This window comes from Variovorax sp. F042, from assembly GCF_057814215.1.
Genome location: NZ_JBVASX010000017.1, coordinates 19,908 through 41,373 on the forward strand (window position 1 = coordinate 19,908; position 21,466 = coordinate 41,373).

Here is a 21,466-nt window from a genome sequence, read left to right on the forward strand (position 1 = left end):
CCGGAGATGCTTCAACGACTCAGACGCCGGCCTGCTGGTGGCGGTACTCCTGCGTCTTGCCGCCGTAGCCGTAGGCCGCGCCGCGCGCGTCGATCACGTGGATGTAAGACACCTCGTGCAAGTCCGGCCGGATCTTCGCCATGGCCGCGTGCACCTCGCGCAGGTAGCGCGCCTTCTCGGCCTTGGTGTTGGTCTCGTCGGTGATGCTGATGTCGAGGTGGAAGGCCGACTTGCCCAGCGAGGCCAGCGTCTGGCCGCCTATGAACCAGGCGTCGGCGGCGATGTACTGCACAGTGATGGCGATCACCGGCAATTGCTTGCCGAGCACGCTCTGGGTGAGCTCGGCGACCGTGTCGACGGTCTTGCGGGTGAGGGCGGCGTCGGGTTGGCCGGAGAGGTGGACGACGATGTGGGGCATGGTGGACTCCTGGGTGAATGAGTGGTCGATGGGGTGATTGTGGGAACTCCCTATCAATCGGAAAAGCGGGAAGATATGATGGATTCCATCGGATTAACGGATGGGTGAGTCATGCAAGGCTTTGATCTGGAGCAGCTGCGCACGCTGGCGGCGGTCGTCGACGCAGGCAGCCTGACGGCCGCCGCGCCGCGCGTCTTTCTTTCGCAGTCGTCGGTCAGCGAGCAGATCCGCAAGCTGGAAGAGCGGGCCGGGCAGTCGCTGCTCACCCGCAGCAAGGCGGGCGTTTCACCCACCGAGGCGGGCGTGCGGCTGCTGGGCTATGCGCGGCGCATCCTGTCGCTGAGCGACGAGGCGTTTCGTGACCTGCATGGCGAGACGCTGCAGGGCGAGCTGCGCCTCGCCGTCACCGACTACTTCCGGCCCGGGGACCTGACGCGCCTGCTGGGGCGGCTCGGCGAGAGTTATCCGCAAGTGCGGCTGCACGTCACCATCCTGAAGAGCGACGATCTGCGCGCTGCATATGCGCGGGGAGATTTCGATGTGGGAGTGGCGATGAACATCGCCGGCGTTTCCGCCGCGCAACCCCGGGCGTCGGTGATCCGGCGCGAATCGCTGGTGTGGCTGGGCGCGGCGGGCATGCGGCTCGTGCGTGGCGAGCCGGTGCGGCTGCTGGCCTTGCCGGACACCTGTTCGCTGCACCAGTTCACCGTGGCGCTGCTGCGGCGCCGGCGGGTGCCCTACGCGCTGGCGCACGTGGCCTCGGGCGTGGCGGGGCTGCAATCGGCGCTGGCCGCCGGGCTGGGCGTGGCCTGCCTCAACGAATCGGCCATCAGCGATGGCGTGGCGCGGCTGGCCACCCCCCACGGGCTGCCGGCGCTGCCGCGTGTCGCCTTCGAGTTCTTGCCCGGTCGCAGGGGAGAAACGGCGTTCGTGACCCGGGCCCGGGAGCTGCTGGCTACCCATCTGGTGTGAGTCCGGCCCGGGGTGGCGCGGGATTTGCGTCACGTCTGCCATGGATGCGCCACCTCCCACAACCCCACCGGAATGGCTGCGCCATTCCCGTTTCGATGACGCGCAGGCGATCTTTTCGGGCACCTTGTTCGTTGCCATTGCCATGATGCTGTTCGGCCAGGCGGGCTTGCTCACGGGCGGCACGGCCGGCGTCGCGTTTCTGTTGCACTACGCAACTGGCGTGAGCTTTGGAAAGCTGTTCTTCCTGGTCAACCTGCCGTTCTACTGGTTCGCATGGCGCCATATGGGGCGGGCGTTCACGATCAAGACTTTCTCGGCCATTGCGTTGCTCTCGCTGATGACCGACTGGGCGCCGCGCTACCTGTCGATCGATTCACTGCACCCGGCTTTTGCGGCCGTGCTCGGTGGCTTGCTGCTGGGCACTGGCTGTCTGTTCCTCGCCCGCCACCGCGCGAGCCTGGGTGGTGCGACGGTGTTGACGCTGTACCTGCAGGAAAAGCGCGGGTGGCCGGCTGGCAAGGTGCAGATCGGGATCGATTGCACGGTTGTATTGCTCGCGTTGTTCGTGATTCCGCCGCAGCGTGTGGGGTGGTCGGTGCTGGCCGCTGTGGTGATGGGGCTCTTTCTCTGGATCAACCACAAGCCTGGGAGGTATGCGGCGACTTGAGCTTGCTGTTCTCCGGGGTGCGCGCGAATGGCACCGGGTACTCCCCTCCGCGAATGTCTCCCGTCGGCGTGATCGCTCCCCGAACAACACCAGAGTCAAGGCGCAACGGGCCAGGGCCGCTGAGGCTCCCGAATCTGCTCGAACGCACGCGAAACGCGCAGCACTCCGAGATCGTCGAAGCGCTGCCCCGCAATCTGAAGACCAATCGGCAATCCACCCGCCGAGTACCCGCAGTTGACCGACGCCGCCGGCTGCTCCGACATGTTGAACGGCACAGTGAACCCGATGTGCTCCAGCGGCCTCAAGGGATCGTTCGTGGGCGAAGGCGCCTCCGCCGCTGCGGGCATGTTCGGCGACACCGGCGAGATCACGTAGTCGAAGCGCGCGCAGGCGCTCACCGCCGCCACGCGCGTCGCATGGAACTGGCTGAAGCTGCGGAACACGTGCTCGCCGCTGAACTCCGCCGCGCTCTCGGCCCATTCACGGATGTAGGGCAGCACCTTCGAGCGCTGGTCGGCTCGCAGGCCCTTCATGTCCACCAGCGAGCGCATGCGCCACAGATGGTCCATGCCGTCGAGCATTGCCTGCGACATGAAAGGCTGCATCGGTTCGATGATGGCACCGGCCTTCTCCAGCAGGCGTGCCGCGTGTTCGACCGCTGCCTGGATTTCAGGTTCCACGGCCAGTCCGCAGCCCGCGTCGAGCAGCAGGCCGATGCGCAAGCCGCGCAGATGGTCGGGTGATACGTCGAAGCCGGCCCAGTCGATGTCCTGCGGCGGCAGGTTCATGCTGTCGCGCGCATCGGGCTTCGACAGCGCCTGCATCAGCAGAGCCGCGTCGCCAACGGTACGCGTCATCGGCCCTGCGGCACGGCCCATGTACGGCGGATCGATGGGGATGCGCCCCAGGCTCGGCTTGAGCGTGAAGATGCCGCACCAGCTCGCGGGCAAGCGCAGCGAGCCGCCGATGTCGGTGCCCAGATGCAGCGGGCCATAGCCGGCGGCGGCCGCAGCACCTGCACCCGCACTGGAGCCGCCCGGCGTCAGGCGCAGGTCCCACGGATTGCGCGCCAGCGTGTGAAAGCTCGACAGGCCCGAAGACAACATGCCGTAGTCCGGCATCGTCGTCTTGCTCACGATCACCGCGCCCGCTTCTTTCAAGCGTGCGGCCGGTGGCGCATCGGCAGCCGCGGGCTTCAGGTCGACGGCGGCGGTGCCGGCCGGCATCGGATCACCGCGCGTCGCGATGTTTTCCTTGATGGTGGCCGGCACGCCGTCGAGCGGGCCGAGTGCATCGCCGCGCTGCCAGCGCGCTTCCGAAGCGCGCGCCTGCTCGAGCGCGGCCTCGGGCCTGAAGAGCCAGGTGGCCTGCAGGTGCGGCTCCCAGCGCTCGATCTGCGCGATCACGGCCTGCGTGACCTCCACCGGCGAGAGCTTGCGGTCGCGGTAGGCCGCGGCAAGCTCCTGTGCGGACAGGTCGTTCAACCCCACGACAGCGCCGACAGGTCGTTCACGAAGATCGGGTTGTCCTTCCAGATGCCCTTGACGTTCTTCTTTGCGACGGTCGGGAACTGCGGCTGGTACAGGAAACCGTTGGCAGCGTCGGTGGCCAGCAGTTTCTGCGCGTCGCCGAGCAGCTTGTTGCGCTCGGTGGCGCTGGCCGTGGACTTGATCTTGTCGAACAGCGTGTTGAAGGCCTTCGACTGGTAGCCCCAGTAGTAGTCCGACTTGGCGTAGTTGCCGAGGTCGAAGGGCTCCACGTGCGAGACGATCGACAGGTCGTAGTCCTTGTTGCCGTAGGTGCCGCTGAGCCATTGGGCCCATTCCACGTTCTGCACCTTCACGACGATGCCGATCTTGGCGAGCTGGGCCACGATCACCTCGCCGCCCTGGCGGGCATACGGCGGCGGCGGCAGCGTCATGGTGAGTTCGAGCGGCGTCTTCACGCCGGCTTCGGCCAGCAGCTTCTTGGCCTTCTCGATGTCGAAGGGGTTGATGCCGGTGGTGTCGACATAGCCCGCAGCACCCGGCACGTAGTGGCTGCCGATGGGCACGCCGAAGCCGTCGGCCGCGCCTTCGATCACGGCCTTGCGGTCGATGGCGGCAAGAATGGCACGGCGCACGCGCACGTCGTCGAGTGGCTTCTTCTTGTTGTTGATCGAGAGAATCGTCTTGGCGCGCGAGCCCGCCAGGATCACCTGGAACTGCGGGTTCGCCTTGAACTGCGGCACCACGCGCGTGCCGATGCGCGCAAACACGTCGACGTCGCCCGAGAGCATGGCAGCGGCCTGCGCAGCGGTGTCGGAGATGAAGCGGAACGTGACCTTGCTGATCTTCGCGGTGGCGGGGCTGCGAAAGCCTTCCCACTTGCTCAGCGTGATCGACGAGCCCTTGGCCCAGCTGTCGAGCTTGTAGGGGCCGGTGCCGACCGGCTTGGTGGCGTTGCCATCGGCGCTCTTGGGCTCGACGATCACGGCCGTGGCCTGGCCCAGCACGAAGGGCAGGTCGGGGTCGATCTCCTTGTTGATGATGACGACGGTGTAGTCGTCCACCACCTGGGTCGCGAGGTTGGCGAAGGTGCGCTTGTCCTTGTTGGTGCTCTTCTCGCCGCCTGCGCGGTCGAACGAGAACTTCACGGTGGCCGCGTTGAAGGGCTCGCCGTTCTGGTACTTCACGCCGCGCCGCAGCTTGAAGGTGTAGGTCTTCAGGTCGGGCGAGATTTCCCAGCTCTCGGCCAGCAGCGGCGTGACGCTGCCGTCGGCATTGATCTTGGTGAGCGTCTCGAGGATGTTGTAGTGCACCACCTCGGCGATGGCGGCGGCGGCGCCGGTGGTCGGGTCGAGCCCCGGCGGTTCGAGCGCCATGCCGATCACGATGGCGTCCTTCCGGCCCTGCGCCATGCCGGCGAGCGGGGTGGCCAGCGCAACGGTGGCGCCAGCGGTGGTGAGAAGGGTGCGACGGTTCAACATACGTGTGATCTCCGGATAGACAACAAGCCAGGTTCGAATGACGACTGCTCCGGCGTGCGCCATGCCCCGAAGGGAGGCGCGACGCCGCGAAAGACACGACACGCAGCACGAAAGATGCCACGTGCGCAGCCGGTCATTCTCTCGCAGGGGGCGAGCCGGTGCGCGGCCCGCGGGGCGGTTTTTCCTCGGGACGTTCCCGTAGGCGATAGAGCCGGGTCAGCCCCAGGACAGGGCCGCGATGTCGTTCACGAAGATCGGCGTGTCCTTCCACAGCCCGCGCAGGTTGCGCGCCGCCACGGTAATGAACTGCGGCTGGTACAGGAAGACGTTGGCCGCGTCTTCCGCCAGCAGCCGCTGCGCGTCGCCCAGGTAGCGCAGGCGGTCGGAGGTGCGCGCGGCGTTGCGCGCCTTGTCGAAGACCTCGTTGAACCTGGCCGACTGGTAGCCCCAGTAGTACTCGGGCTTGGTGTAGTTCACCAGGTCGAAGGGCTCGACGTGCAGGATCAGCGAGAGGTCGTAGTTCTTGTTGCCGTAGGTGCCGCTGATCCATTGCGCCCATTCGACGTTCTGGATCTTCGCGACGATGCCCACCTTGGCGAGCTGCGCGGCGATCAGCTCGCCGCCCTGGCGTGCATAGGGCGGGGGCGGCAGCACGAGCTCGAGTTCGAGCGGCGTCTTCACGCCGGCTTCGGCCAGCAGCTGCCTGGCCTTCTCGACGTTGTAGGGGTTGATGCCGGTGGTGTCGATGTATCCCGGCGCGCCCGGCACGTAGTGGCTGCCGATGGGCACGCCCCGGCCGTCGACGGCGGCTTCGATCACCGCCTTGCGGTCGATGGCCGCGGAAATCGCGCGGCGCACGCGCACGTCGTCCAGCGGCTTGCGCTTGTTGTTGATGGCCAGGATGGTCTTGCCGCGCGAGGCGTTGAACACCACCTGGAAGCGCTTGTCGTTCTGGAACTGCGGCAGGCTGCGCGACACCGAGGCATGCGGAAACAGGTCGATGTCGCCCGAGAGCAGCGCGGTGGTCTGCGCGGCCGGCTCGGATATGAAGCGGAAGCTGGCCTTGCGGATCTGCACCGTGTCGGCATTGCGCCAGCCGTCCCACTTGGCGAGCACGATGCCCGAGCCCTTGGACCAGCTGTCGAGCCTGTAGGGCCCGGTGCCGACCGGCTTGGTGGCGTTGGTCTCTACGGTCTTGGGCTCGACCTGGATTGCCGAGGCCTGACCCAGCAGGAACAGCAGGTCGGGCTCGATCTCCTTCGTGATGAGCACCACCGTGTGCTCGTCGACCGCCTGCGTCGCGATGTTGGTGAAGGTGCGCTTGTCCTTGTTGGTGCTGTTGGCCGCGGCCGCGCGGTCGAACGAGAACTTGACGCTCTGCGCGTTGAAGGGTTCGCCGTTCTGGAACTTCACGCCACGCTTGAGCTTGAAGGTGACGGTCTTCAGGTCGGGCGACACCTCCCAGCTGTCGGCCAGCAGCGGCGTGACGCTGCCGTCGGAGTTGATCTTGGTGAGGGTTTCGAAGACGGTGTAGAGCACCACCTCGGCGATCTCGGCGCCGGCCTTGGCCGTGGGGTCGAGGCCCGTAGGCTCCAGCGTGAGGCCGAGCACCAGCGAATCTTTTTTTCTCTGCGCCAGCGCGATGGTCGGCAGGGCCAGCGGTGTCAGGGCTGCGGCGCCGGTGGCGAGCAGGGTGCGTCGTTTGAGCATGAAGCGGTGTCCTCGGAACAGGGGGCAAGCATCATCCGCGAGAGCAGGGCGCCAGCGCAACCAGATGCTTATGACCCACTCATCCTAGAGACTGCGGGCGACGCTTCGGTGTCAGGCCGGCAGCAGCGTGCCGCCCGTGGGCGTGCGCGGCACTGCATCGAGCAGCGTGCGCGTGTACTCGTGCTGGGCGTGATGGAAGAGCTCGGCGGGCGGACCCTGCTCGACGATCTTGCCTTTCCACACCACACAGACCTCGTCACACAGGTGGTTGACCACCGCGAGGTCGTGGCTGATGAGCAGGTAGCTGATGCCGAACTGCTGCTGCAGGTCCTGCATGAGGTTGAGCACCTGGGCCTGCACGGATACGTCGAGCGCACTCACCGGCTCGTCGGCGACGATGAGCTTGGGGCGCGTGATGAGGGCGCGTGCGATGGCGATGCGCTGGCGCTGTCCACCCGAGAACTCGTGCGGGTACTTGTCCATGTCGGTGGTGCGCAGGCCGACCGCTGCCAATGCTTCGGAAGCGCGTTCGCGCTGCACGGCGCGGCTGGTTTCGGCCAGCGCTTCGAGCGGTTCGGCGACGATGCGCGCCACGGTCTGGCGTGGGTCGAGCGAGCCGTAGGGGTCCTGGAACACCATCTGGAAATCGCGCCGCGCGGTGCGCAGCTCGGCCTTGGGCAGCGCATGCAGATCGCGACCTTCGAGGCGCACGCTGCCCGAGGTGGGCGTGTCGAGCGCCATCACGAGGCGCGCGATGGTCGACTTGCCCGAGCCCGATTCACCGACGATGCCCACGCTCTTGCCGGCCTGCACCTCGAAGCTCACGCCGTTGAGCGCCTTCACGGTGGGCGGCGGGCCGAAGAGCTTTTCTCGCGGCAGCGCGTAGTGGCGTACGAGATCGGTGACCTGCAGCAGCGGTGGAGTGGTGGCCGTGCTCATGGTGCGATGGCCCCTTCCGTGGCGATCTCTTCGAGCCGGATGCAACGCACCGCGTGATCCTGCGGCAGCATCGTGGCTGGCGGCCGGGTGGTCTTGCAGGCCTCGACGGTGTAGCTGCACCGGCCCGCGAAGGGGCAGCCCTTCGGCAGGTCGACCAGCTCGGGCACGCTGCCCTTGATGGTGGCCAGCCGCAGGCCGCGCGGTGCACCGATGGCGGGGCGTGCGGCGAACAGGCCCTGCGTGTAGGGATGGGCGCGGCGCGCGAACACCGCCTCCGTCGGGCCACTCTCGACCACGCTGCCGCCGTACATCACCAGCATCTTCGAGACCGTCTGCGCGATCACGCCGAGGTCGTGCGAGATCAGGATCAGCGCCATGCCGCGCTCGGCCACGAGGCTCTGGATCAGTTCGAGGATCTGCTTCTGGATGGTGACGTCGAGCGCGGTCGTCGGCTCGTCGGCAATCAGCAGGTCGGGCCCGCAGGCGAGCGCCATCGCGATGCCGATGCGCTGGCGCTGGCCGCCGGAGAACTGGTGCGGATAGGCGTCCAGGCGCGAAGCCGCGTCGGGAATGCCCACGCGGTCGAGCAGCGCGAGCACTTCCTTGCGAGCGTCAGCCTTCGAGAGACCGCGGTGCAGCCGCAGCGGTTCACCGACCTGGCGCGCGATGGTGTGCACCGGGTTCAGCGCCGTCATCGGCTCCTGGAAGATCATGCCGATGCGATTGCCTCGAATCTGGCACATGGCTTTCTCGTCGCGGCCGATGAGCTCGGTGTCGTCGAAACGGATGCTGCCCGTGACCTTCGCGGTCGAGGGCAGCAGGCCCATCAGCGACATCACGGTGATCGACTTGCCGCAGCCCGATTCGCCAACGATGCCCAGCGTTTCGCCGCGCTCCAGCGTGAAGCCGATGCCGCGCACAGCCTCGGCGGGGCCGCGCTGCGTCTGCAGTTCGATGTGCAGGTCTTTGACTTCGAGCAGGGGCATCTTGCTTACCTTGCGCGTGCCAGCCGCGGATCGAGCAGGTCGCGCAAGCCGTCGCCGAGCAGGTTCAGGCCCAGCACCGCGAGTGCGATGGCCATGCCGGGGAAGACGGCCAGCAGGGGCGACTGGAACATCATCGTCTGCGCCTCGCTGAGCATGCGACCCCACGAGGGTTGCGGTGGCTGAGTGCCCAGGCCCAGGTAGGAGAGAGCGGCTTCGGCCAGGATGGCGATGGCGAAGCGGATCGTGATCTGCACGATCAGCACGGCCGAGATGTTGGGCAGCACGTGCTGCATCGTGATCGCGAACGGGCCCTTGCCGCAGGCGCGTGCGGCGGCGACGTACTCGCGCGACCAGATCGCGTTGGCAGAAGCGCGCGTGATGCGCGCGAAGGTCGGGATGTTGTAGATGCCGATCGCGATGATCGCGTTGACGATGCCCGCGCCGAACACCGCCGTCATCATGATGGCCGAGAGGATCGCGGGGAAGGCGAGCGAGAAGTCGGTGAGCCGCATGATGGCTTCCTCGACCCAGCCGCGCTTCGCCGCCGCCAGCAGGCCCAGCGCGGTGCCGACCACGAGGCCGATGCCGACCGCGATCACGCCTACGAGGATGGACGCGCGCGCGCCGACCAGCAGCAGCGAGGCCACATCGCGCCCGTAGGTGTCGGTGCCCAGCCAGTGCGCGCCCGTCGGCGGCTTCAGCTTGTTGGCCATGTCCATGTCGTAGGGCGACCAGGGTGTCCAGACCAGCGAAACGGCAGCGGCGAGCAGCAGGAGCAGCGTCAGCGCGCCGCCCAGCACGAAGCTGCGGTGGTGCAACGCGCGGCGCCAGAAGCCGGGGACCTTGAGCGCAGCAGCGCTCGGAGCTGTGATCGCGTTCATATGTCGCTGGCCTTGATGCGCGGGTCGATCACGGCATACAGCACGTCGACCACGAAGTTCACGATGACCACCATGGCCGCCAGCAGCATCACGCAGTTGCGCACCACGATCAGGTCGCGGTTGCTGATGGCCTGGAAGATCAGCCGGCCCAGGCCCGGCAGGTAGAACACGTTCTCCACCACGATGGTGCCGGCCAGCAGCTCGGAGAACTGCATGCCCATCACGGTGATGACGGGGATCATGGCGTTGCGCAGCACGTGGGTCCACAGCACCGCGCGCTGCGAGACGCCCTTGGCGCGGGCGGTGCGCACGAAGTCTTCGCGCATCACTTCGAGCACGGCCGAGCGCGTGATGCGCGCGAGGATCGCGGCTTGAACGACGGCAAGAGACAGTGCCGGCAGCAGCAGCGACTTGATGCCCGAGAAGATGCCTTCGCCCCAGCCCTCGAAGCCGCCAGCGGAGAACCACTGCAGCTGCACCGAGAACACGAGGATCAGCAGGATGGCGAACCAGAAGTTCGGAATGGCGATGCCGACCTGGGCCATGCCCATCAGGCCGACGTCGCCGAGCTTGTTGTGGCGCGCAGCGGCCGTAACGCCGACGAGCAGCGCAATCACGACGGTGAGGGCCATCGCCAGCATGGCGAGCGGCACGGTGAGCGCGAGGCGCTCCAGGATCAGGTCGAGGACCGGCGAGCTGTAGGCGTAGCTGTCGCCGAGGTTGCCGGTGAGCAGGCCGCCTATCCAGTGCCAGTAGCGTGTCCATGCGGGCTGGTCGAGGCCGAGCTTGGTGGCCAGCGCCGCGACGGCTTCGGGTGAGGCGTCGGGGCCCATGAGCATCTGCGCGGCGTTGCCGGGCAAGATCTCGAGGACGAGGAAAACGATGACCGAGGCGCCGATCAACGTGCCGATCAGCGTGGCGAGGCGCTTGAATAGAAACAGACTCATGGGGCGGGGCGCAGCATAACTGACTCCTGCAACAAGTGTGCCCTGAATGTGGCCTTTGTCATTCACAGGCGGCCCGCCTGGCCGAGCCCGCGATAATCGGGGGATGGCCCTCATGATCACCGACGAATGCATCAACTGCGATGTCTGCGAGCCCGAGTGCCCGAACGATGCGATTTACATGGGCGCGGAGTTCTACGAGATCGATCCGCACAAGTGCACCGAGTGCGTCGGCCATTTCGATGAGCCGCAGTGCGTGCAGATCTGCCCGGTGGCCTGCATTCCCCTGAATCCAGAGCACGTGGAAAGCCGCGAGACGCTGATGCAGAAGTACCAGCGCCTCACGGCGATCAAGGTGACGGCTGCTTCGACCGGCGCTTAGTCGGCCGACTTCCGCTTCTTTTTCTTGCGTTCAGGCGCGTCGCCGGCTGCCTTCGCGTTCTGACCGCCGCTGAAACTCATGCTGGATTTGCGCGGCTCGCTGGCCGCCTTGCGTGCGCGGTCGTGCTCCCTTTGCTCAGCCATGGCGAGCCGTCTTTCCGCAAGGGCTGCGCTCCTGGCCTCCCGCGCAGCCCGCTGGTCGCGGTCGTAGGCTGCTTTCTCCAGCGACAGCCGGCTGCGTTCGAGGCGATCGGCCTGAGTCTGGGTGCTGCGTGTGCCGGCGTCGGCGGCCCGGCGGTCTTCGTCGCTGCGGTGGTCGTTCACCTTCACCGTCTTGCCGCCTTCACAGGGCTGGTCGGAATAGGTGCTGCCGCAACGCCAAGTTTGAGCGGCGTTCTGGGCTGAGGATCCCATGGATGCGGTGCAAATTGCTATTGAAAAGATAGCAATCACCGTCGCTCCTACTCTTTTTCTTCTTTTCTTCTTTTCACTCATTTTTTATTTCTCTCCCTCCTGCACTGCGATGGCCGGCTAGGTGGCGGCAGGCGTGCCCCCGTCGCCGGGCTCCCGCCGCGGCGGTTTGGGCCGGGGCGGTTTGCTCGTGTGAATGACCAAGGTCGCCTTCTCCATCTCGCCCGCCACCAGCGCGGGGATCGCGTGCAGGGTGCGAGTGATGGCGTCCTCTATGGCTTCACGTTGTTCTTTCAGCGGCTTCTTGAGCACCCAGTTGACGACCTCCGACTTCACGCCGGGATGCCCGATGCCCAGGCGCAGGCGCCAGTAGTCGCCGGTGCCCAACTGCGCGTGGATGTCGCGCAGTCCGTTGTGGCCGGCATGGCTGCCGCCGAACTTGAGCTTGACCTGGCCCGGGACCACGTCGAGCTCGTCGTGCGCCACGAGGATTTCCTCGGGCGCGATCTTGAAGAAACGGGCGAGGGCGGCCACCGACTTGCCAGACAGGTTCATGAAGGTCTGCGGCTCTAGCAGCCAGATGCTCTGGCCGCCGATGTTGGCGCGTGCGGCAAGGCCGTGGTAGCTGCGCTCGGGCACGAGATTGAGTTTCCACTCGCGCGCGAGGGCGTCGATCCACCAGAAGCCCGCGTTGTGCCGCGTGGCTTCGTACTCGGGGCCCGGGTTTCCGAGGCCGACAAACAGCTTGATCATGGTCGTGGATTATCCCGTCGCCGGAAAAGCAGAAGGCCCGCACGGGGCGGGCCTTCTGCAGCAACGAATGCGAAAAAGCGAATTACTTCTTGGCAGGCGTCTTGGCAGCGGGGGTCTTGGCTGCAGGAGCGGCCTTGCCACCCTTGCCGGCTGGCGCTGCTGCGGCGGCTGCATCGGCAGCGCCTTCAGCGGGGGCGTCGACTTCTTCAGCCGCCGGCGACACGGCCGAAGCCAGCACCGGGTTGACCTTGCCGTGGCTGACCCACTTCACGCCCTTGGGCAGCTTGATGTCCTTCAGCGTGACGGTGCCGTTCTTCTTCAGGCCCGATAGGTCGACTTCGATGAACTCCGGCAGGTCGGTCGGCAGGCAGTTCAGTTCGAGTTCGGTCGTCACGTGATTGACCAGGTTCAGGTCGATCTTGACGGCTTCGGATTCTTCTTCACCCTTGAAGTGCAGCGGCACCTTCAGGGTCATGCGGGTCTTGGCATCGACGCGCTGGAAGTCGATGTGTTGCACCAGCTGGCGGAACGGGTGGTATTGCACGTCGCGCAGCAGAACCTTGCTGACGTTGCCGCCCAGTTCCATTTCGAGCACGCTCGAATGGAAGGCTTCCTTCTTCAGGGCGTGCCACAGCGCGTTGTGATCGATTTCGATCAGTTGCGGCTGGGTGTCACCACCGTAGACGATGCCGGGGGTCTTGCCCGAGATGCGGAGACGGCGGCTCGCACCCGTGCCCTGCTTTGCGCGCTCAAAAGCGACGAATTTCATAACTAGCTCCTGTGAGAGTCCACCGCGACCAGTGCGACTCCGGTTCAAAAAGGCTTCAGAAAAGAAGCCCGCTCTTTGGCTCGGGTCAGAACAGGTTGTCCTGGTCCGAGAACAAACTCATCACCGACTCGCCCTTGGCAATGCGCTGGATCGTTTCGGCGATCAGCGGTGCCACGGAGAGCTGGCGGATCTTTCCGCAGGCATTGGCGCCGTCGGAAAGGGGAATGGTGTTGGTCACGACCACTTCGTCCAGGGCCGAGCCCTGCGTGATGCGCTCGATGGCCGGGCCCGAGAAGATCGGGTGCGTGCAGTAGGCGTAGACGCTCTTGGCGCCGCGCTCTTTCAGCACTTCGGCTGCTTTGACCAGCGTGCCGGCCGTGTCGATCATGTCGTCCATGATCACGCAGTTGCGGCCGTCGATCTCGCCGATCACGTTCATGACTTCGCTGACGTTGGCCTTCGGACGGCGCTTGTCGATGATGGCAAGGTCGCAGTTCAGCTGCTTGGCCAGCGCACGGGCACGGACCACGCCGCCGACGTCGGGCGAGACCACGATCAGGTCTTCGTAGTTCTTGGCGCGCAGGTCGCCGAGCAGCACCGGCGAGGCGTAGATGTTGTCGACGGGAATGTCGAAGAAGCCTTGAATTTGGTCGGCGTGCAGGTCCATCGTGAGCACGCGCTCGACACCGACGGTTTCCAGCAGGTTGGCCACGACCTTGGCCGAGATCGGCACGCGGCTCGAACGCGGGCGGCGGTCCTGGCGGGCATAGCCGAAATAGGGAATCACGGCGCTGATGCGTTCGGCCGAAGCGCGCTTGAGCGCGTCGACCATGATCAGCAGTTCCATCAGGTTTTCGTTGGTCGGTGCGCAGGTCGACTGCACCACGAACACATCGCGCGCCCGGACGTTCTGGTTGATCTCGACGGTGACTTCACCATCGGAGAAGCGACCGACGCGAGCGGCGCCCAGCGAGGTGCCGAGGTTGTGCGCGATTTCTGCAGCAAGGCCCGGATTGGCGTTGCCGGTGAAAACCATGAAATCAGGGTGATTAGCCTGCATGAGCGCGTCCCGGCAGTGCAAATTGGCTTAGGAAGCCGCCAAAAGGTTTGTGATGCGTGGCGGCCGGTGAGCCGCCGATTATTGCAGCGGGTGGGCTGCAAAAGAAGACTGCGGCCGTTGGGCCGCAGTCGTTGAAGATTTGGCAGGGGAGAAAGGATTCGAACCTTTGCATGCTGGAATCAAAATCCAGTGCCTTAACCAGCTTGGCGACTCCCCTACACGGGTCGATGGTTTTCACCATCAACCGATATATGTCGCATCGAACCGAATGAACGGTCCGATTATCTTCAGGTTGCCCATCCCAAGAGCGGATGGACTTCCAGGTTGCTGCATTGACGAACCTGCCAGCCTTCGGGGGCTTCGAGCAGTTCCGCTTCCTGCGGCGCTTGCGGCATCTTCGCGAACACCGAACTTCCGGAGCCGGTCATCCGGGCCTTCAACCCTTGGGCACCGAGCCATTCGATGGCGTCGGTGACGGCGGGGCAAAGTCGCTGGGCAACCGGCTGCAGGTCGTTGTGGCCGAAGTCGAAAACCGGGTTTCCCAGGTTCGTCGCTTCCAGCGATTCGCTATCTGCAGCAAAGCCCGAGATTATAGCAACAGGTGTGGCGCGTTGAAGATCGGAAGCCGAAAAAATTAATCGGGTATCGAGTCCCTCGGGTGGTTTGACCACCGCGAAACGCGCCGACGGCAGTGTAACCGGTGTGATTTCCTCGCCGATGCCCTCGACCCACGCATTGCGGCCGCCAAGGAAGAAGGGCACGTCCGCGCCCAGCTTCAGGCCGATGTGGGCCAGCCGCGACAGAGGCAGATTCAGTCCCCACAGGCGGTTCAGTGCGAGCAGGCAGGTGGCGGCATCCGAAGAGCCGCCGCCCATGCCCGCCTGTGCCGGCACGTGCTTGGCCACGCTGATATGCGCGCCCTGGCCGGGCGCGGCGAAAGCCTGCAGGGCGCGTGCCGCGCGCACGATCAGGTCGTCCGCGGGCAGCTCGGTCGTCAGGTCTTCGCGGCTCAGTTGCCCATCGCGCCGCAGTTCGACATGCAGCGTGTCGCACCAGTCGATCAGCATGAAGACCGACTGCAGCAGGTGGTAGCCGTCGTCGCGCTGGCCGGTGATGTGGAGGAAGAGATTGAGCTTGGCCGGCGCGGGAAGGTCGTAGATCGCCTTCATGACCGTTCGAACACGATGCGCAGGTCGGCCCGGGGGCTCGGCGATTCGCGCACGGCCTGCAGCCGTCCGTTGCCGAGCTGCGCAAGATCGGGCTTCCAGCCGGGAACGGGGTCGTTGCGGCCCGCGAGCCAGCCGAACAAGGCGCCGACCGGAATTGCAGCGCCGGTAGCGGCCTCGATCAGTTCGTCGACGGAGTCGAAGCGACGTGTCTTGCTGCCGTCTTTCAGCAGGGCCTCGCCCGGTGCCCAGTGCAGTTGCGCCAGCGTGCTGCCGATGGGTGTCGTGAGTGTGAGGTCGCCCGAGTCGGCGGAGCCGCGCAGCTCGAACAGCGCAGCGAAGGTCTGCACCGGCTCGCTCTCGATGCGCAGCGACATCCGGCCGCTCCAGCTGTCCGAAGTCTTCGGTGCGGAAGAGCCGCCAGACAGCTGCGCGCAGCCTGTCATCAGGAGAAAGGCGGCTCCACCTGCCGCCAAAAGGGTACGGCGGCCGTGGCCGGCCTGCGTTGGCACGAATGCCCCAGCGTGAGCCATGCTACGGCTTCACTCGCAGGCGCTTCAGCGTTTCCTGCAGCGTCTCGTTTTCGGCATCGCTCAGCAGGGCTTCCTTCCAGATCGTGACCGCGCGGTCTTTCTGGCCGGTGCTCCACAGGACTTCGCCGAAATGCGCGCCGATCTCGGGATCGGGCCGCGTCTTGTAGGCCGCTTCGAGGATGCGGATCGCCTCGGCCGTGTTGCCGAGCCGGAACTCGACCCAACCCAGGCTGTCGGCAATGAACGGATCTTCCGGCGCCAGCTGCACAGCCTTCTGGATCAGCGTGCGCGCCTCGTCGAGCCGGATCTTGCGATCGGCGAACGAATAGCCCAGCGCGTTGTATGCGTTCTGGCTCTCGGGCTTGAGCTGGATGAGCCGGCGCAGCAGGCGCTCCATGTCGTCGAGGCGGTTGAGCTTCTCGGCGACCATGGCCTGGTCATAGACGAGGTCGCCATCGTCCGGCGCCGCCACCGAGGCCTGGGCGAGCATGTCGTAGGCCGCCTGGTATTGCTTCGCGTCGCGCAGCAGTTGCACTTCGGCAAGGAATTTCTGCTTCTTGTCGTCGGGCGTGCGCTCGGGCAGGCCGCGGATGATCTCGCGCGCCTGGGGCAGCTTGCCCTGGCGGGCCAGCAGCGCTGCGCGACGGGTTTGCGCGGCCACCAGTTCGTCCGGGCCGTCGACGCGCGCGAGCCAGCGCTCGGCCGCCGTGAAGTCCTTGCGCCGTTCCGCCAGTTGCGACAGCGCGAAGTACGCCTGCGATACACCGCGCTTGCGGTCGGCGGCGTCATTGGCATCGCCATCGGCGTCCTTGTTGGCGCTGCGGCTGCCCGACAGTTCGATGAAGCGCTTGATCGAAGTCTCGGCCGCGGCGTCCTGTTTGGCCTGCATCTGCAGGCTGCCGAGCAGCAGCCATGGCTCAGCCAGCTCGGGCCGCGAGGTGGTCACTGCCTGGAGTTGCGTGGTGGCATCGTTGAAGCGCCGGTCCTCGACGAGCGCGCGGGCATAGGCAATGCGCAGGTCGGGCGTGGCCTTCGGGTTGTTGTTCAGGTAGCGCGTGACGATTGGCTCGGCGAGCGGCTGGCCGGGGTCGATCATTTCGAGCGCCAATGCAGCGGGTGCATCGGAGCTCGGGTCGATCTCCTGGCCCTTGCGCGCGGCTTCCAGTGCGCCGGAAGCATCGCCTGCATTCAGGCGCAGCCGGCCGACGGTGGCCCAGGCCAGTCCGCCGGTGGTCGGGTTCTTCAGCTCGTCGACCAGGGCCTGCTCGACCACCGAGGCGGCCAGCTTCTTGTCGGCGGCGCGCGAGTAATTGCGCACGATCACGGCCATCAGCAGCGGGCGTTCGATCTGCGACGTGGCCGCCACTTCGGCGCGCAGCGGCTCGACGGTTTCGCTGATGCGGTTCAGTGCGATCAGGATCTGCAGTTCGATGCGGCGTGCATCGCGCGAAGTCGGCAGGGCTTCCTGCCAGGCGCGTGCTGCGGCGAGGGCCGCGTCGCCGGAGCGCGATTGCAGGGCGATCTCGACCGCGCGCTGGAACAGCTTGCCGTCGCGCAGCCGGCGGGCGGCATCGAGCACCAGCGCGTAGCCGGAGCCGGGATCTCCGGAGCGGGCGGTCATCTCGCCCATCAGGATCTCGTAGAACAGGTCGGCCGTCAGCGCGGAGGGCTGCGGCGCGGGTTCGCTGGCGGCCTTGGCTGTAATGGGCTTGGGCCTTGTCGAGGGCTTCGGCTGTGCCGATTGTTCGATGGTCAGCGCAGGGCCGTTGGGGGTTGCAGGGGCGGAAGATTGTGCGTGAACCGCACAAGCCAGCAAGGCGAGAGACGCGGCCGCCGCAAGGCGGTGTCGGCGGGGCGAAAGATTCATCCGACCATAATAATCCAGGCTTTTGAACGAACCTTGCGTGGGGCTTAGTCAACGCCGCATTTGCCGGAGATTTACTTTTCATGCCTGAGCTTCCCGAAGTCGAAGTCACCCGTCGCGGCTTTGCCGACCGCATCGCGGGCGCACGCATCGACGCGGTGCGCATCGGCAAGCCTCTGCGTTGGGCCCTGATGGTGCTGCCCGAGGCGCTGGTCGGGCGGCAGGTGCGCGAGGTGCGGCGGCGCGGCAAGTACCTGCTGATCGATCTCGATCGCGGCATCCTGCTGTTGCACCTGGGCATGTCGGGCAGCCTGCGTTTCGACGCTGCATTGCCGCCGCCCGGGCCGCACGACCATTTCGACCTGGTCACGGACCGAGGCACGCTGCGGCTCAACGATCCGCGCCGCTTCGGCGCCGTGGTCTACGTGGAAGACGAGGCCGCCCCATGGGCGATCAAGCTGCTCGGCGGCCTTGGCATGGAGCCACTGGGCGATGCCTTCGACCTCGACGCCTTCCACGCCGGCCTGAAGAAGCGCAAGAGCGCCGTCAAGCAGGTGCTGCTGGCGGGCGACGTGGTGGTGGGCGTGGGCAACATCTATGCGTCGGAGGCGTTGTTCCAGGCGGGCATCCGGCCAACGCTGTCGGCGGCACGTATCAGCCGTCCGCGGGCGGCCAAGCTTCATGCGGCCGTGCGCGAAATCCTGGCCCGGGCGGTGGAGAAGGGCGGCAGCACGCTACGAGATTTCTCCAATGTGGACGGACAGAATGGCTATTTCCAGCTCGAAGCGACCGTTTATGGCCGTGCCGGCGAGCCCTGTCGGGTTTGTGCAACGCCGATCCGGCAGCTACGCCAGGGGCAGCGCTCCACCTACTATTGCCCCAATTGCCAGAAGTAGGCGCCTGGTCCGGATGTCGGATTCAGACGTGGATCTCAGGAGAAACAATTTGGAGACGTTGGTTGTTCGCCTCCCGATGCTATATTTGTAAATTGTTTCTTACATATTTCCCTTGAGCCGCTCCTTCAACCAACAACTCGATCAGCACGGTGCGTGGCGGAGCAATTTCGCCCACCGGCTGCAGTGGCTGTCCCGCTGGCTGACCGAGAACGAGCTGCTCGACCAGGCAGTGGCGGAGCGCCTGCGCGGGCTCGAAACGCAGATCCGTACCAGCAAGGTCATGGTCGCCTTCGTGGCCGAGTTCTCGCGCGGCAAGTCGGAGCTGATCAACGCGATCTTCTTTGCCGGCTACGGGCGGCGCATCATGCCCGCGAGCGCCGGCCGCACCACGATGTGCCCGACCGAGCTGGGCTACGACGCCGCGCTCGCGCCCAAGCTGCGCCTGCTGCCCATCGAGACCCGGCTGGAGCCGCATTCGCTGGCCCATTGGCGCGAAAAGCCAACGCGCTGGACCGAGATAGCTATCGACGTCGGCAACGCCGAGCATCTGGCGCAGGCCATGAGCAAGGTGGCCGAGGTGCGCTGGGTCGCCAAGGATGAAGCGCGCACGCTGGGCTTCTGGAACGACGACACCCCCGACGACAACCCGGTGCAGGACGCCGAAGGCCGCGTCGAAATTCCGCGCTGGCGCCACGCGGTGCTGAACATGCCGCACCCGCTGCTGGAGCAGGGGCTGGTGATTCTCGACACCCCGGGCCTGAACGCGATCGGCGCCGAGCCCGAACTCACGGTGAGCCTGATTCCGCAGGCGCACGCCGTGGTCTTCATCCTGGGCGCCGAAACCGGCGTGACGCGCTCCGATCTCTCGATCTGGCGCGAGCACCTGATCACCGAGGACGAAGGCAACGACACGCGCTTCGTGGTGCTCAACAAGATCGACACGATGTGGGACACGCTGAGCACGCCCTCGCACATCGAGCAGCAGATCGAACGCCAGCGCGAAGGCGCGGCCCGTTTGCTCGAAGTGCCGCTGGCGCAGGTGCTGCCGGTGTCCGCGCAAAAGGGGCTGCAGGCCAAGATCCAGCACGACGGCCAGTTGCTGCAGGCCAGCCGCCTGCCGGCGCTTGAATCGTTGCTGGCCGAAGGCGTGCTCGGCAAGCGCGAAACCATGCTGCGGCTCGCGGTCGACGCGGGCATGACCGCGCTGCGCGCCGAGGCCGAGCGCATCCTGAAAGTGCGCCAGCGCGACCTGGCCGAGCAGGCGCTCGAACTGCAGGGGCTGCGCGGCAAGAACGTCTCGGTGATCCGCCACATGCGTGCGCGCATCGACCAGGAACATGCCGAGTTCGAAGGCAGCAACACGCGCATCCTGGCGCTGCGCTCGGTGCAGGGCAAGCTGCTGCGCGAGGTGTATGCCGTGCTCGGCCGCACTGCACTCAAGGCCGACATGGTGCGGCTGTCGGCCGCGCTCAAGCGCCCGGGCGTCAAGTTCAACGTCCGCAAGGTGTACGGCGAGACTTTCGATTCGCTGCGCAACAACCTGCGCGAGGTGCAGGCGACCACGGCCGAGATCCAGTCGATGCTGCATGCCACCTTCCGCCAGCTGAATGCCGAGCAGGGCTTCACCCTGCAGGCGCCGGCCGAGCCCGACCTGACGGGCTTCGAGCAGGAGCTGGGACAGATCGAACGCAGCCACATCCACTACCTGGGCGTGGGCAACCTGCTGAAGCTCGCGCAGGCCGATTTCTGCGACAAGCTGGTTCGCGCGCTGGCCAGCCGGCTGCGGCTCGTCAACGAAGCAGCCATGACCGAGGTCGAGCGCTGGAGCAAGGGCGCGAGCGCGCAGATCGACGCGCAGCTCAAGGAGCGCCGCCGCAACTTCAGCAAGCGCATCGAGGCGATCGAGCGCATCCAGAGCGCGGCGGGCAATCTCGACGAACGGCTGATCGAACTGGCCGCGCAGGAAAGCAATCTCGCCGAGCTTCATGTGCAGCTGCGCGAGTTCACTTCGCTGATCGCGCAGCACGGAAAGCTGCAGGCCGCGGCGACTGTCGGCGAGCTGCGTGCGGCCTGAAGCTTCCGCCTCCACGGCGGTTGCTGGCTTGCAATTGCCCCCGGATTTCGCAGCGCAGATCGTGAGCTGGCAGCGCAGCCACGGGCGCAGCCAGCTGCCTTGGCAGAACACCCGCGACCCGTACCGCGTGTGGCTGTCGGAGGTGATGCTCCAGCAGACGCAGGTGACGACGGTGCTCGGCTACTTCGCGCGTTTTCTCGAACGCTTTCCCGACGTGAAGGCGCTGGCCGCCGGCACCGAGGACGAGGTCTTCGGGCTCTGGAGCGGGCTGGGCTACTACAGCCGCGCGCGCAACATGCATCGCTGCGCGCAGGAAGTCGTCGCGCGCTTCGGCGGCGAGTTTCCGCGCACGGCCGCCGAACTCGTCACCTTGCCCGGCATCGGCCGATCGACCTCGGCCGCCATTGCCGCCTTCTGCTTCGGCGAGCGCGTGGCGATCCTCGACGGCAACGTGAAGCGCGTGCTGACGCGCGTGCTTGGCTTTGCGGGCGACATGTCTTCGGCGGCGCAGGAGCGTGCGCTGTGGGACCTGGCAACGCAATTGCTGCCGCCAGCAGAGCAGAAAGAAGCCATCGCGAGCTACACGCAAGGCGTGATGGACCTGGGCGCCACGGTGTGCCTGCCGCGCAAGCCGAGCTGCATGATCTGCCCGGTCAACAAGACCTGCGCGGCCCTGCGGGAAGGCGCGCCGGAGCGCTACCCCGTCAAGACCCGCAAGCTCAAGCGCAGTGCACAGTCGCTCTGGGTGCTGCTGGCGCGCGATGCGCAAGGCCGCGTGTGGCTGGAGAAGCGGCCGTCCAAGGGCATCTGGGCCGGGCTCTATTGCCTGCCCGTGTTCGACAGCCGCGAAGATCTTCTGGCTGCACTGCCGACGGCCGCGCGACGCGGCGTGCAGGACCTGCCGGCCTTCGTGCATGTGCTGACCCACAAGGACCTGCATCTGCATCCGGTGCAGCTTCAGGGCGGCCAGCCGCAAGGCGATGGCGCGCGATGGGTCGAGGCCGAGGAGTGGGGCCGCTTGGGCCTGCCGGCGCCGATGCGCAAGCTGCTGGAAGGTAGCGAGGCTTAATCAGC

21 protein-coding genes and 1 tRNA gene are annotated in these 21,466 nt (G+C 66.2%); 6 read left to right on the top strand and 16 right to left on the bottom strand.

Features of this window, described 5'->3' with window-relative positions:
- Positions 1-19 precede the first annotated feature (19 nt).
- Complete coding sequence (locus ACZYSP_RS31590) at positions 20-418, bottom strand: tautomerase family protein (RefSeq protein WP_093059894.1); 399 nt, start codon at positions 416-418, stop codon at positions 20-22.
- Between the two features lie 111 nt (positions 419-529).
- Here ACZYSP_RS31590 and ACZYSP_RS31595 point away from each other — a divergent pair, with 111 nt between their 5' ends.
- Complete coding sequence (locus ACZYSP_RS31595) at positions 530-1,390, top strand: LysR family transcriptional regulator (RefSeq protein ID WP_093059892.1); 861 nt, start codon at positions 530-532, stop codon at positions 1,388-1,390.
- 40 nt (positions 1,391-1,430) lie between these two features.
- Positions 1,431-2,057, top strand: a complete 627-nt coding sequence (locus ACZYSP_RS31600; RefSeq protein WP_093059890.1) for a YitT family protein — start codon at positions 1,431-1,433, stop codon at positions 2,055-2,057.
- 95 nt (positions 2,058-2,152) lie between these two features.
- On the opposite strand, the gene ACZYSP_RS31605 is transcribed toward ACZYSP_RS31600, so the two are convergent.
- The 7 genes from ACZYSP_RS31605 to ACZYSP_RS31635 form a co-directional block, all read right to left on the bottom strand.
- Entirely contained in the window at positions 2,153-3,547 is a 1,395-nt protein-coding gene (locus ACZYSP_RS31605; RefSeq protein ID WP_489018418.1) for an amidase, read from the bottom strand.
- Positions 3,538-5,025, bottom strand: coding sequence for an ABC transporter substrate-binding protein (locus ACZYSP_RS31610; RefSeq protein ID WP_093079469.1), 1,488 nt, complete (start codon positions 5,023-5,025; stop codon positions 3,538-3,540). Before ACZYSP_RS31610 ends, ACZYSP_RS31605 begins: the two co-directional genes overlap by 10 nt.
- A 216-nt stretch (positions 5,026-5,241) precedes the next feature.
- Positions 5,242-6,735 (bottom strand): ABC transporter substrate-binding protein, encoded by a 1,494-nt coding sequence (locus ACZYSP_RS31615; protein WP_093059884.1) that lies wholly within the window; start codon positions 6,733-6,735, stop codon positions 5,242-5,244.
- Between the two features lie 111 nt (positions 6,736-6,846).
- Entirely contained in the window at positions 6,847-7,674 is an 828-nt protein-coding gene (locus tag ACZYSP_RS31620) for an ATP-binding cassette domain-containing protein (RefSeq protein ID WP_093059882.1), read from the bottom strand.
- Positions 7,671-8,660, bottom strand: a complete 990-nt coding sequence (locus ACZYSP_RS31625) for an ABC transporter ATP-binding protein (RefSeq protein WP_093059880.1) — start codon at positions 8,658-8,660, stop codon at positions 7,671-7,673. The genes ACZYSP_RS31620 and ACZYSP_RS31625 overlap by 4 nt, the downstream gene beginning before the upstream one ends.
- A gap of 5 nt (positions 8,661-8,665) precedes the next feature.
- Entirely contained in the window at positions 8,666-9,541 is an 876-nt protein-coding gene (locus tag ACZYSP_RS31630) for an ABC transporter permease (protein ID WP_093079464.1), read from the bottom strand.
- Entirely contained in the window at positions 9,538-10,488 is a 951-nt protein-coding gene (locus ACZYSP_RS31635; protein WP_354338068.1) for an ABC transporter permease, read from the bottom strand. The genes ACZYSP_RS31630 and ACZYSP_RS31635 overlap by 4 nt, the downstream gene beginning before the upstream one ends.
- A 103-nt stretch (positions 10,489-10,591) precedes the next feature.
- Between ACZYSP_RS31635 and ACZYSP_RS31640 the strand changes: the two genes are divergently transcribed.
- The gene (locus ACZYSP_RS31640) at positions 10,592-10,867 is read left to right on the top strand and encodes a YfhL family 4Fe-4S dicluster ferredoxin (protein WP_093059717.1); all 276 of its coding nucleotides are present in this window, start codon (positions 10,592-10,594) and stop codon (positions 10,865-10,867) included.
- Here ACZYSP_RS31640 and ACZYSP_RS31645 read toward each other — a convergent pair.
- The 8 genes from ACZYSP_RS31645 to ACZYSP_RS31680 form a co-directional block, all read right to left on the bottom strand.
- Entirely contained in the window at positions 10,864-11,361 is a 498-nt protein-coding gene (locus ACZYSP_RS31645; protein ID WP_354338069.1) for a hypothetical protein, read from the bottom strand. The two genes, ACZYSP_RS31640 and ACZYSP_RS31645, sit on opposite strands and share 4 nt — an antisense overlap.
- Before the next feature lie 36 nt (positions 11,362-11,397).
- On the bottom strand, positions 11,398-12,030 hold the full coding sequence (gene pth / locus ACZYSP_RS31650) for an aminoacyl-tRNA hydrolase (RefSeq protein ID WP_093059713.1): 633 nt from the start codon (positions 12,028-12,030) through the stop codon (positions 11,398-11,400).
- Between the two features lie 82 nt (positions 12,031-12,112).
- Positions 12,113-12,799: a 50S ribosomal protein L25/general stress protein Ctc gene (locus ACZYSP_RS31655; RefSeq protein ID WP_093059712.1), complete on the bottom strand. Its 687-nt coding sequence runs from the start codon at positions 12,797-12,799 to the stop codon at positions 12,113-12,115.
- Between the two features lie 85 nt (positions 12,800-12,884).
- Entirely contained in the window at positions 12,885-13,859 is a 975-nt protein-coding gene (locus ACZYSP_RS31660) for a ribose-phosphate pyrophosphokinase (protein WP_081269883.1), read from the bottom strand.
- A 140-nt stretch (positions 13,860-13,999) separates the two neighbouring features.
- A tRNA-Gln gene (locus tag ACZYSP_RS31665) sits at positions 14,000-14,076 on the bottom strand.
- Positions 14,077-14,146: 70 nt separating this feature from the next.
- Positions 14,147-15,028, bottom strand: a complete 882-nt coding sequence (ispE, locus tag ACZYSP_RS31670) for a 4-(cytidine 5'-diphospho)-2-C-methyl-D-erythritol kinase (protein WP_489018425.1) — start codon at positions 15,026-15,028, stop codon at positions 14,147-14,149.
- Positions 15,025-15,402 (bottom strand): lipoprotein insertase outer membrane protein LolB, encoded by a 378-nt coding sequence (locus ACZYSP_RS31675; RefSeq protein ID WP_256329674.1) that lies wholly within the window; start codon positions 15,400-15,402, stop codon positions 15,025-15,027. Before ACZYSP_RS31675 ends, ispE begins: the two co-directional genes overlap by 4 nt.
- Positions 15,403-15,559: 157 nt before the next feature.
- Entirely contained in the window at positions 15,560-17,425 is a 1,866-nt protein-coding gene (locus ACZYSP_RS31680) for a tetratricopeptide repeat protein (RefSeq protein WP_307616590.1), read from the bottom strand.
- 80 nt (positions 17,426-17,505) lie between these two features.
- Between ACZYSP_RS31680 and mutM the strand changes: the two genes are divergently transcribed.
- From mutM to mutY, 3 genes are all read left to right on the top strand, one after another.
- Positions 17,506-18,318: a bifunctional DNA-formamidopyrimidine glycosylase/DNA-(apurinic or apyrimidinic site) lyase gene (gene mutM, locus ACZYSP_RS31685; RefSeq protein ID WP_093081828.1), complete on the top strand. Its 813-nt coding sequence runs from the start codon at positions 17,506-17,508 to the stop codon at positions 18,316-18,318.
- Positions 18,319-18,430: 112 nt separating this feature from the next.
- A complete protein-coding gene (locus tag ACZYSP_RS31690; protein WP_093081831.1) occupies positions 18,431-20,392 on the top strand; it encodes a dynamin family protein in 1,962 nt (653 codons plus the stop codon).
- A gap of 34 nt (positions 20,393-20,426) precedes the next feature.
- Positions 20,427-21,461, top strand: a complete 1,035-nt coding sequence (mutY, locus tag ACZYSP_RS31695) for an A/G-specific adenine glycosylase (RefSeq protein WP_093081834.1) — start codon at positions 20,427-20,429, stop codon at positions 21,459-21,461.
- Positions 21,462-21,466: the final 5 nt, after the last annotated feature.

Excerpts from the sequence above, each read along its gene's own strand:
- ACZYSP_RS31660 (WP_081269883.1), bottom strand. The coding sequence starts at position 13,859 with ATGCAGGCTAATCACCCTGATTTCATGGTTTTCACCGGCAACGCCAAT.
- ACZYSP_RS31655 (WP_093059712.1), bottom strand. The coding sequence starts at position 12,799 with ATGAAATTCGTCGCTTTTGAGCGCGCAAAGCAGGGCACGGGTGCGAGC.
- ACZYSP_RS31635 (WP_354338068.1), bottom strand. The coding sequence starts at position 10,488 with ATGAGTCTGTTTCTATTCAAGCGCCTCGCCACGCTGATCGGCACGTTG.
- ACZYSP_RS31680 (WP_307616590.1), bottom strand. The coding sequence starts at position 17,425 with ATGAATCTTTCGCCCCGCCGACACCGCCTTGCGGCGGCCGCGTCTCTC.
- ACZYSP_RS31630 (WP_093079464.1), bottom strand. The coding sequence starts at position 9,541 with ATGAACGCGATCACAGCTCCGAGCGCTGCTGCGCTCAAGGTCCCCGGC.
- ACZYSP_RS31675 (WP_256329674.1), bottom strand. The coding sequence starts at position 15,402 with ATGTCGCTGCGCATCGAGAGCGAGCCGGTGCAGACCTTCGCTGCGCTG.
- ACZYSP_RS31640 (WP_093059717.1), top strand. The coding sequence starts at position 10,592 with ATGGCCCTCATGATCACCGACGAATGCATCAACTGCGATGTCTGCGAG.
- pth (WP_093059713.1), bottom strand. The coding sequence starts at position 12,030 with ATGATCAAGCTGTTTGTCGGCCTCGGAAACCCGGGCCCCGAGTACGAA.
- ACZYSP_RS31610 (WP_093079469.1), bottom strand. The coding sequence starts at position 5,025 with ATGTTGAACCGTCGCACCCTTCTCACCACCGCTGGCGCCACCGTTGCG.
- ACZYSP_RS31645 (WP_354338069.1), bottom strand. The coding sequence starts at position 11,361 with ATGAGTGAAAAGAAGAAAAGAAGAAAAAGAGTAGGAGCGACGGTGATT.
- ispE (WP_489018425.1), bottom strand. The coding sequence starts at position 15,028 with ATGAAGGCGATCTACGACCTTCCCGCGCCGGCCAAGCTCAATCTCTTC.
- ACZYSP_RS31590 (WP_093059894.1), bottom strand. The coding sequence starts at position 418 with ATGCCCCACATCGTCGTCCACCTCTCCGGCCAACCCGACGCCGCCCTC.
- mutM (WP_093081828.1), top strand. The coding sequence starts at position 17,506 with ATGCCTGAGCTTCCCGAAGTCGAAGTCACCCGTCGCGGCTTTGCCGAC.
- ACZYSP_RS31625 (WP_093059880.1), bottom strand. The coding sequence starts at position 8,660 with ATGCCCCTGCTCGAAGTCAAAGACCTGCACATCGAACTGCAGACGCAG.
- ACZYSP_RS31620 (WP_093059882.1), bottom strand. The coding sequence starts at position 7,674 with ATGAGCACGGCCACCACTCCACCGCTGCTGCAGGTCACCGATCTCGTA.
- ACZYSP_RS31595 (WP_093059892.1), top strand. The coding sequence starts at position 530 with ATGCAAGGCTTTGATCTGGAGCAGCTGCGCACGCTGGCGGCGGTCGTC.
- ACZYSP_RS31600 (WP_093059890.1), top strand. The coding sequence starts at position 1,431 with ATGGATGCGCCACCTCCCACAACCCCACCGGAATGGCTGCGCCATTCC.
- ACZYSP_RS31615 (WP_093059884.1), bottom strand. The coding sequence starts at position 6,735 with ATGCTCAAACGACGCACCCTGCTCGCCACCGGCGCCGCAGCCCTGACA.